The following is a 9,210-nucleotide window of genomic DNA, read 5'->3' as shown; positions in this document are numbered from 1 at the left end:
GTTTCGGCGCGGGTGGCGGCCAAGATGCACGAACTCGCCGGCGGCACCTCGGTCTATGCCAGCCACCCGCTGGGCCGCCGCTTCCGCGACGCCCATGTAGCAACGCAGCACGTGATGGTCGCCCCGCCCACGCTGGAACTGGCGGGGCGGGTGCTGCTCGGGCTGCCAGTGGACGCCTCGATGCTGTAGCCCTTGCAAAGACAGGATATCCCCGTAAAGTTTACCAAAGGGGAATAAAATGCATCGTTATATTACTTCAGCCATCATTGCCTTTGGCGTTTCTGTCGGCGTTCTTCCGGCCGCTGCCGCATCCGTCGGCTCCGCCAGCTTCGCCACACAGCGCAATTGCAATCTCGTCACCAGCAGCCAACTTTGCGACGGGGCCGGCTTCGGCCAACGCATTGCCGCCAGCCAGTATGGCGGGGGCGCCGGCGTGGGCGGGCTGAATTATTTCAGGCCGTCGCCGGGCAATTTCGCCTGGTCCGACGTGCGCTACACCGGCCCGCTCGATCTGGCGGTGATCCGCGCCGCCACCCAGGCCGGCGGCAATGTGCGCATGAACATCAACAGCTTTGCGTTCCAGACCTACACCTGGAACGGCACCGTGCCGACGCGCCTCTCGCTCACCGCTTCGCTGCACCTCGTCAACAGCTCGACCAGCCCCGGCGGCGGCGCGCTCCCGGGCGGGGCCATCTACACCAGCTATGTCGGCATCTGGGATCCGTCGGCCGTCGCCGGCCTCACCACCCCGCAGCAATTGTTCGGCAGCTTGTTCTACGCCAGTTGCGGCACCGCCGGCGTTCGCGGCGTGGGCAGCAGCAGCGGCGTGCTGACCGGCGGCGACGCCACCTTCACCGCCACCACCACAGCGTGCTCGGGCGGTTCGCTGCTGCTGATGCCCGGCCAGTCGGTGCTCGTCGTCAATGGCCTGCAGCTGCCGGTGAACCGCGGCGGCTTTGCCGATGCAAGCGCAACCTATCGCACCTTGCTGGGCAGCGACCTGACGGTGGAAGAACAAGCCGTCATCACCGGCGGCCTCAGCTCGGCCATCGCGCAGGGCGCAGTCGTTACCGGCGTGCCCGAGCCAACCAGCTGGGCCATGCTGATCGCTGGCTTTGGTTTGGTGGGGGCTGTTGCGCGCCGCCGCAGCGCCGCCGCAGCTCAAACAAAGCTGTAGGGGTCCACATCCACCACCACGCGCACCGATGCGGGCAGCGCGGCGCCGGCAACCCATTCGCGCAAGATGGCCGGCAACGGCAGATCGCGCCGGGCCTGCACCAGCAGGCGGTGGCGGTGGCGCCCGCGCAGCATGGCAAGCGGGGCGGGGGCGGGGCCGAGCACGAGCAGCCCATCGCGCTTCGGTGCGGCGGTGCCGAGCGTGTCGGCGGCGGATTTTGCCGTGGCAGCATCCTCGGAACTGACGATCAGCGCCGCCAACCGCCCGAACGGCGGCAGGCCCAGATCGCGCCGCGCCTCGATTTCGGCAGCGAAAAACGCGGCGGCATCACCCTTTGCCAGCGCCTGCATGATCGGGCTGCGCGGCTGATGCGTCTGGATCAGCACACGGCCGGGCTTCTGCCCGCGTCCGGCGCGTCCGGCGGCCTGGACGATCTGCTGCCAGGTGCGTTCCCCGGCGCGCAAATCGCCGCCGGCCAGCCCCAGATCGGCATCAACCACGCCCACCAGCGTCAGATCGGGGAAATGATAACCCTTCGTCACCATCTGGGTGCCGATGATCACATCGACCTCGCGCCCCTCCACTGCCGCCACCAGCGCGGCGGCGCGCGCCGGCGACGTGATGGTGTCGCTGGTCACCACGGCGGTGCGCGCGGCGGGCCAGGTGCGGCGCACTTCCTCGGCAATGCGTTCCACGCCCGGCCCGCAGGCCACCAGGTGATCGGCCTCGCCGCATTCGGGGCACGCTTCAGGCACCGGTGTCTGGTGGCCGCAATGGTGGCACGCCAGCCGCCGCGACAGCCGGTGTTCGACCATCCACGCCGTGCAATTGGGGCACTGGATGCGGTGGCCGCAGCTGCGGCACAAGGTGAGCGGCGCATATCCGCGCCGGTTGAGAAAAAGCAGCGATTGCTCGCCCTTGGCCAGCACATCGGTAACCGCGGCGACCAGCACCGGTGACAGCCAGGTGCCGCGCGCCGGCGGATGGCGGGTCATGTCGACCAGCACGACCTCTGGCAACTCCGCGCCGCCAAAACGGCTGGGCAGCACCAGATGGCGATAAGTGCCGCGGCTGGCCAGCACCTGGGTTTCGATGGCCGGGGTGGCGGTGGCGAGGATGATGGGCAGGCCCTCCATCCGCCCGCGCATCACCGCCACATCGCGGGCGTGATAATGCACGCCCTCTTCCTGCTTGAAGCTGGCCTCGTGCGCTTCATCGACGATGATGGTTTTCAGATTGGCATAGGGCAGGAACAGAGCTGAACGCGCCCCCACCACCACCTTGGCGCGGCCATCGGCGATGGCGGCCCACGCCGCGCGGCGCTCGCTGGTTTTAAGGTCGCTGTGCCACGCCAGCGGCTGGCAGCCGAAGCGCGCCGCAAAACGCGCCAGCCACGGCGCGGTGAGCGCGATTTCGGGCACCATCACCAACGCCTGCCCGCCGGCCCTGATCGCGGCGGCAATGGCTTCGAAATACACTTCGGTCTTGCCCGAACCCGTCACCCCTTCCAGCAAAATCGGCGCGAAGTGCCCGGCATCCACTGCGGCCACAAGTTCGATCGCAACTGTCTGTTGATCCGCCGAAAGCACCGGCGGCGCGTAATCGGGATCGGGCTCGGGCGGGCTGGCGTCGCCGGCAACGCGCTCCGCCACCAATGTGCCGGCGGTAACAAGGCCGCGGATGACGGCTTCGGAAACCCCCGCCATCCGTGCCAGATCGCGCGCCGAGCCTTGCCTGTCCTCCAGCCGCTCCAGCGCTTGGCTCCGCTCCGGCGTCAGCCGCTTTGGCAGCGCGCCGCCAAGGCGATATTCGGTGAATTCGCGCGGGCTCAGGAACGCCACCGAAGGCCACGCCATGCGCACCACTGATTGCAGCGAGGCGACATAATAATCCGCCGTCCATTCTATGAGGCGGCGCAGCGGCTCGGCCAGCGGCGGCAGGTCCAGCCGCGCCGCCACCGGGCGCAGCCGGCTCGCATCAACATCAGGCGCGGCCAGCCGCTCGGCATCCCACACCACCCCGATGATGCGGCGCGGGCCCAGCGGCACCTCCACCGCGTCACCGGGCGCCAGCACCATGCCCGCCGGCACGGCATAATCCAGCGCCCCCAGCCCATGCTGGAAGGGGATGATGCGGACACGAGATGCGGGCAAGGATGGAGGCGGGTTCACCATCCGACAGATAGGCAATCGCATCGCCTCGTGCTAGGCGCGCCGCACATCAAAGAGGCCCAAACATGATCCCTCGCTATTCCCGCCCCGAAATGGTTGCTGTTTGGGAACCCGAAGCCCGTTTCCGCATCTGGTTCGAAATCGAAGCGCATGCGACGCAAAAGCTGGCCGATCTGGGTGTGGTGCCGCAGACGGCAGCCAAGGCGCTGTGGGACTGGTGGGCGACCAATCCCAAGATCGACGTTGCCGCGATCGACGCCATCGAGGCGGTGACCAAGCATGACGTCATCGCCTTCCTCGATTGGGTGGCGCAGCAGGTTGGACCGGAAGCGCGCTTCATGCACCAGGGCATGACCAGCAGCGACGTGCTCGATACCTGTCTTGCCGTTCAGCTGGCGCGCGCGTCCGACCTATTGCTCGCCGATCTCGATGCGCTGCTCGCTGCGATCAAGCACCGCGCGATGGAGCATAAATACACCCCCACCATGGGCCGCAGCCACGGAATCCACGCCGAACCCACAACCTTTGGCTTGAAACTGGCGCAGGCCCATGCCGAATTTGCCCGCAACCGCGCGCGGCTGGTGGCGGCGCGGGCCGATATCGCCACCTGCGCCATTTCCGGCGCTGTCGGCACCTTTGCCAACATCGATCCGCAGGTTGAGGAGTATGTCGCCGAGCAGCTCGGCCTGACGGCGGAACCCGTCTCCACACAGGTCATCCCGCGTGATCGCCACGCCATGTTCTTCGCTACGCTGGGCGTCATCGCCAGCAGCGTCGAGCGGCTGGCCACCGAAGTGCGCCACCTGCAGCGCACCGAAGTGCTGGAAGCGGAAGAATATTTCAGCCCCGGCCAGAAGGGCAGCAGCGCCATGCCGCACAAGCGCAACCCGGTATTGACCGAAAACCTCACCGGCCTTTCGCGGCTGGTGCGCGGCATGGTGACCCCGGCACTGGAGAATGTCGCGCTGTGGCACGAACGCGATATTTCGCACAGCAGCGTGGAACGCATGATCGGCCCCGATGCCACCGTCACGCTGGATTTCGCCCTGGTGCGCCTGACCGGCGTGATCGACAAGCTGCTGATCTATCCCGAACGGATGGAGAAGAATTTGAACCGCATGGGCGGCCTGATCCACTCGCAGCGCATTCTGCTGGCGCTCACCCAGGCCGGCCGCACCCGCGACGACAGCTATCGCCTGGTCCAGCGCAACGCCATGAAGGCGTGGGAATCGGATGGCGCGCTGCAACTGCTCGATCTGCTCAAAGCCGATGCCGAAGTGACCGCCAGCCTGCCGCCTGCCGAACTCGAAACGCTGTTCGATCTGGAGTATCACTTCAAGCACGTCGACACGATTTTCGCCCGCGTTTTCAGCTGAAAACGCCTGCGGCCCCGCCGCGATGAGCGACGGGGCCGAGGTGTTGGCAGTATTCTCGCTGATTACTGCTGCCGCGCATCGCCGGGCTGGCCATCGCCGCTGCGGCTTGTCGACGAAGGCTGCTGCGGCGGTTGCGCCCGCGCGCTGGCCGGGGCCGTGTTTGCCGGCGCACTGCGATTGCCCATGGCATTGCCGACCAGCGAGCCGCCTGCCTGACCATTGGCCTGCCCGTTCGCGCTCTTGCGCTGCGCCGAACCATTCCCCTGCGCTTGACCGCTGGCCATGCCTTCTGCTGCGCCGGCTGACTGGGTCATGCCGCGCGCATCGCCCATCGCATTGCCGACCAGCGAACCGCCCGCCTGACCATTGGCCTGACCGTTAGCCTGCCCATTGGCCTGCCCGCTGGCGCTGCGGGTTACGCTTTTCTGCGCCTCACCGCTGGCCATGCCTTGTGCTGCGCCGGCGGACTGGGTCATGCCGCGCGCATTGCCCACCGCATTGCCCACCGCATTGCCCATCGCATTGCCGACCAGCGAACCGCTTGCCTGCTGGCCTGTCTGACCACTCGCCTGCTCGGCGGCCTGCCCGTTGGCGGCAGCACTGGCGCTGCGGGTCGCGGCACCTTGCGCCTGGCCTGCCGCCATGCCCTGCGCCGCGCCCGCCGACTGTGTCATCGCATCGGTCGCGCCCGCGGCGCTGCCCATCGCGCTGCCCATCAAGTTGCCCCGTGCGTCGCCGGCGGGGCCGGCCGTGCCCTGGGCCATCCCCTGCGCCTGCCCGGCGGCGCTGGCTGCACCGCTTGCCGTGCGATCCTGCGCAGCGCTGCCCGCCGCGCCTAGGGCATCGGTGCCGATGGCATCAATTGAAACGGCGGCGCTGCGCTCGATCGATTTGGAACCAGCCAGCCCGCCGCTGCCAGCCACATTGCCATTCGGCCCGGCGGCGGCAATCGCCCCGTCGGCGGCGCCGCTGATGGTGCCGGCCAGCGCGCCCGACGCGCTGGCGTTGCCGCTGCGGGTGTCGATGCTGCGAGTGGCAGCAGCGTTGCCGCTGCCGCTGGCTGCGCCATTCACCGAACCGGTGACCGACCGGGCCGAATTGCCGATCGCGCCCAGTTGGCCGCCCAGCTGCCCGCCCAGTTGGCCGGCACCTGCCACAGCGCCGGTCACGCCGCCGGCATTGCCCAGCAACTGGGCAGCGGCCGGAGCGGCAGCCATCAGGGCGGCGAGCATCGCGGTCGAGATCATCATGCGCTTCATTGTCATTCTCCCTTGGTTTTCAGATCGGGGCCCTTTTCAAGGTCCACATCAAGCAAACGATGCAGCGCGCGGGTTTCTTCCCGCCGGCGCATTTATTTCGTCATTTTTTTTCGCGCAGAAGCCGTGGGTCGTTGCGGCAGGTCTCGCACACGATGCCCATGCCGATGCGCTTGTTGCCGGTGGTGCGGGCTTCGGCGGCCACGGCCACCAGCGGATTTGCCGGGTGCGCCGCCAGCCGCGCGGCCACCAGCGGCGCGGCAAACGACGTGCCGCGCACCGGCGTGTATCCGCCGCCGATCAACGCCGCGGCCATATCGGCACCGGGCGCAGCAAAATCGGTGTGCACGGCGCGCCCGGCCTCGATCAACGGGCGCGCCTTGGCGTCTACCGCCGTGACGGCAACCACCTGTGGATACGACGCCGGATACATCGGCGGCGCGGCCGGGCCATCGTTGCCCACCGCCGCGACCACGACGATGCCCTTGGCCTGAATGGCGGCGATGCTGCGCGCCATCAGCAGGTTGGGCGGGCCGACCAGGCTGATGTTGATCACCTGCGCGCCGCGCCCGCCCAGCCAGTCCAGCGCCTGCGCGATGGCCTGCGCCGAACCATTGCCCGCTGCGCCGCCATAAACATCAGCAACCAGCAACCGCGCCCCGCGCGCTGCGCCGCGAAAGCCCGCCGCGTCCCCCACCAGCAGCGACGCCACCGCCGTGCCGTGGCCGGTCGCCTTCACCGTGCCGGCAAAGCCGCGCTGTTCGATGCGCGCGCCAGCCAGCGCCGGATGTGCTGCCACCCCGCCATCGATCATGCCGATGCTGGCATTGCCAGTACCGCCTGCGTTGGCGGCGATCATCGCTGCACCGGGCGCAGCCTGCAACGCAGCGCCGGCGGGTTCATAGACATGGTTGTAATCGGCAACGATGCCCGGCGCTGCTGAGCGCAAGGCCGTCAGCGCCTTTTCCAGCTTCAGTTTTGCCGGCGGGCGCAGGATTGTCACTTCGCCCGCGCCGCTGCCGCCCGCGCCGCTGCCCTCGCGGCGCACCACGGCAAAACCCTGCGCCGTCAACTGCGCCAGCGCGGCGGCCGGCAAATTCAGCGCCAACAGTTCGGCGCGCCGCACCGGATTGTCCTGCGGATCGGCTTCCAGCACGTCGCGGTTGCTGCGCACCAATTGGCGCAGCCGTTCGCGGCGCAGATCGGCGAGCGCGCGGGCAGCGGGGATGGCGCCGGCATCAACCAACCCGCTGATGCCGATCGGCCCACCCAGCATCGGCGCGGCGGTGGGTACCAGCAGCGGATCCAGCGGACGCAGCGCGCCGCCGCCCACCGGCCCCAGCCCACCGACCGGCGGCAACAGCTGGCCAGCGGCCGGAGCGGCCAGCACGGCAATCAACACGGAAAGGGACAAAACACGCATCATGGCTTCCTTTTTTACGGCTCAAGGGAATAAACGATGCAGCTTCGTCGTTTATTCCCGCATGAAGGAAAATCATGCCTGCAGATATGTTCACAGCCGAACTGACCGCGCTGCTGCCCCGGCTGCGGCGGCTGGCGTCAGCTTTGGCGCGCCCGCCGGCCGACTCGGACGATCTGGCGCAAGCCAGTGTGGAACGGATGCTGCGCGCCCGGGACCAGTGGCAGCCGGGTACGCGCTTCGATGCCTGGGCGTTCCGGGTGATGCGCAATTTGTGGATCGACACCGCGCGCGCCAATGCGCGCCAATCCGCCCGCCGCGCGCCCGAGGAAGACGGCCTGAACGTTGGCGACGATCCGCAGCCCGGCCTCGAAGCGCGGTCCGAACTGGCGGCGGTGCGCCGCGCGCTGGCGCAGCTGCCGCCCGAACAGCGCGAGGTGGTGGCGCTGATCACCATCGAAGGGCTGGGCTATGCCGAAGCGGCGGCGGTGCTGGACCTGCCGATCGGTACGGTTTCAACCCGGCTGCTGCGCGGGCGCACCGCCCTGCTGCAGCTGCTGGCCGGCAAGGAGAATGACCGTGACAATTGATGACGCCGCATTGCTGGCCTGGCTTGATGGCGAGTTGTCTGCCGACGAAGCGGCGCGTGTGTCCGCCGCAGTGTCCGCCGATCCCCGTTTGTCGGCGCTGGCCGATGCGCACCGCGCCGTGGCCTATCAGCTGCGTGCCGAATTCGATCCAATTCTGGCCGAAACCGTGCCGGCCCGCCTGCAAGTGGTCACTGAAGTGACGCTGCCGGCAGCCGCCGTCACCGATCTTGCCGCTGTGCGCGCTGCTCGCGCCGGGCAAACGTCACCGCCGCGCCGCTGGCTGCCGCAGTTTGCCGCGCTGGCCGCCAGCCTTGCCATCGGCCTGCTCGCCGGCCGCGCCAGCCTCGATTCAGGCGCTCCCGGGCTTGTCGTCCCCGGCGCGGGCGGGCTTCAGGCGGCGGGGCCACTGGCAATTGCGCTCGACACCCAGCTGGCGGCCACGCCGGATGCGGGCGCTGTGCAAGTGGCGATCAGCTTTCGTGACAGCCAAGGCCGCGTGTGCCGCAGCTGGCAGGCCGAGCGCCAGGAAGGCATCGCCTGTCGCGCCGGTGACGGCTGGGCGGTGACGGCGGCACTGGCACGTGCTTCGCAAGCCGACGGCCGTTACCGCATGGCAAGCGGCCCAGGCGTTGCCGCGCTGGTTGATACCATGATCGCCGGCGAACCGTTCAATGCGGCGCAGGAACAGGCGGCGCGGGCCTTGGGCTGGCGCTAAGGGTTGGCGCCGGGTGTAGGGGCTGTCCTGCGTGCAGAAATCCTGCCACCCTGCCAAACATGCGTACGCCCCAGCCCACCCCGCTTGCTGCGAATGGCGGCGAACGGATCGGCGCAAACGATAACCTTTGTAATCCACCAGGCGCGGCGGTGCAGGCATGAGTGACGTGAAGAAAATCTGGCTCACCGCCGAAGGCCTGTTGGGCGACAGTTTTCGGCTGGCGCGGGCGGTGCTGGAGAGCGGCTTTCGCCCCACCCACCTCGTCGGCATCTGGCGTGGCGGCGCGCCGATCGGCATCGCCGTGCAGGAATTTTTTGATGTGCACGGGGTAGACTGCGATCACATCGCCATCCGCACCACCAGCTACACCGGCATCGACCGGCACGCCAAGGCGGTGAAGGTTTATGCGCTCGGCTATTTGATCGACTCGCTAACCCATCGTATTCACGACGGTGCGGTATTGGGCGGGGTCTGGCCGCTTTCGTCGTTGGCGGCGTGACGCGGG

General features: G+C 68.4%; 8 protein-coding genes and 1 pseudogene. 6 read left to right on the top strand and 3 right to left on the bottom strand.

The window, feature by feature from the left end:
* Together ACESL8_RS12745 and ACESL8_RS12740 are read left to right on the top strand one after the other, a co-directional pair.
* Positions 1-189 (top strand): annotated as a pseudogene (locus ACESL8_RS12745) (hydrolase); the annotation flags it as partial.
* Between the two features lie 49 nt (positions 190-238).
* On the top strand, positions 239-1,177 hold the full coding sequence (locus ACESL8_RS12740; protein ID WP_372919437.1) for a PEPxxWA-CTERM sorting domain-containing protein: 939 nt from the start codon (positions 239-241) through the stop codon (positions 1,175-1,177).
* Here ACESL8_RS12740 and ACESL8_RS12735 read toward each other — a convergent pair.
* A complete protein-coding gene (locus ACESL8_RS12735) occupies positions 1,162-3,330 on the bottom strand; it encodes a primosomal protein N' (RefSeq protein ID WP_372919435.1) in 2,169 nt (722 codons plus the stop codon). The genes ACESL8_RS12740 and ACESL8_RS12735 overlap by 16 nt on opposite strands.
* An 83-nt stretch (positions 3,331-3,413) precedes the next feature.
* On the opposite strand from ACESL8_RS12735, the gene purB reads away from it, so the two are divergent.
* Entirely contained in the window at positions 3,414-4,724 is a 1,311-nt protein-coding gene (purB, locus tag ACESL8_RS12730) for an adenylosuccinate lyase (protein WP_372919433.1), read from the top strand.
* A 62-nt stretch (positions 4,725-4,786) separates the two neighbouring features.
* On the opposite strand, the gene ACESL8_RS12725 is transcribed toward purB, so the two are convergent.
* Positions 4,787-5,983: a hypothetical protein gene (locus ACESL8_RS12725; protein WP_372919431.1), complete on the bottom strand. Its 1,197-nt coding sequence runs from the start codon at positions 5,981-5,983 to the stop codon at positions 4,787-4,789.
* Positions 5,984-6,083: 100 nt separating this feature from the next.
* The gene (locus ACESL8_RS12720; protein ID WP_372919429.1) at positions 6,084-7,403 is read right to left on the bottom strand and encodes a S8 family serine peptidase; all 1,320 of its coding nucleotides are present in this window, start codon (positions 7,401-7,403) and stop codon (positions 6,084-6,086) included.
* Positions 7,404-7,477: 74 nt separating this feature from the next.
* Between ACESL8_RS12720 and ACESL8_RS12715 the strand changes: the two genes are divergently transcribed.
* From ACESL8_RS12715 to ACESL8_RS12705, 3 genes are all read left to right on the top strand, one after another.
* A complete protein-coding gene (locus tag ACESL8_RS12715) occupies positions 7,478-7,990 on the top strand; it encodes an RNA polymerase sigma factor (RefSeq protein WP_372919427.1) in 513 nt (170 codons plus the stop codon).
* On the top strand, positions 7,980-8,705 hold the full coding sequence (locus ACESL8_RS12710) for a hypothetical protein (protein WP_372919425.1): 726 nt from the start codon (positions 7,980-7,982) through the stop codon (positions 8,703-8,705). The genes ACESL8_RS12715 and ACESL8_RS12710 overlap by 11 nt, the downstream gene beginning before the upstream one ends.
* A gap of 157 nt (positions 8,706-8,862) precedes the next feature.
* Positions 8,863-9,204 (top strand): phosphoribosyltransferase, encoded by a 342-nt coding sequence (locus ACESL8_RS12705; RefSeq protein ID WP_372919423.1) that lies wholly within the window; start codon positions 8,863-8,865, stop codon positions 9,202-9,204.
* Positions 9,205-9,210: the final 6 nt, after the last annotated feature.

Origin of the sequence: Sandarakinorhabdus sp. (assembly GCF_041689835.1) — a bacterium.
Taxonomy (GTDB): Bacteria; Pseudomonadota; Alphaproteobacteria; order Sphingomonadales; family Sphingomonadaceae; genus Sandarakinorhabdus.
Note: the sequence above shows the minus strand (reverse complement) of the source record. Positions and strands in the feature narration are given on the sequence as shown.

Coding starts and splice junctions, on each gene's coding strand:
- ACESL8_RS12740 (WP_372919437.1), top strand. CDS start 239: ATGCATCGTTATATTACTTCAGCCATCATTGCCTTTGGCGTTTCTGTC.
- purB (WP_372919433.1), top strand. CDS start 3,414: ATGATCCCTCGCTATTCCCGCCCCGAAATGGTTGCTGTTTGGGAACCC.
- ACESL8_RS12725 (WP_372919431.1), bottom strand. CDS start 5,983: ATGAAGCGCATGATGATCTCGACCGCGATGCTCGCCGCCCTGATGGCT.
- ACESL8_RS12720 (WP_372919429.1), bottom strand. CDS start 7,403: ATGCGTGTTTTGTCCCTTTCCGTGTTGATTGCCGTGCTGGCCGCTCCG.
- ACESL8_RS12715 (WP_372919427.1), top strand. CDS start 7,478: ATGCCTGCAGATATGTTCACAGCCGAACTGACCGCGCTGCTGCCCCGG.
- ACESL8_RS12705 (WP_372919423.1), top strand. CDS start 8,863: ATGAGTGACGTGAAGAAAATCTGGCTCACCGCCGAAGGCCTGTTGGGC.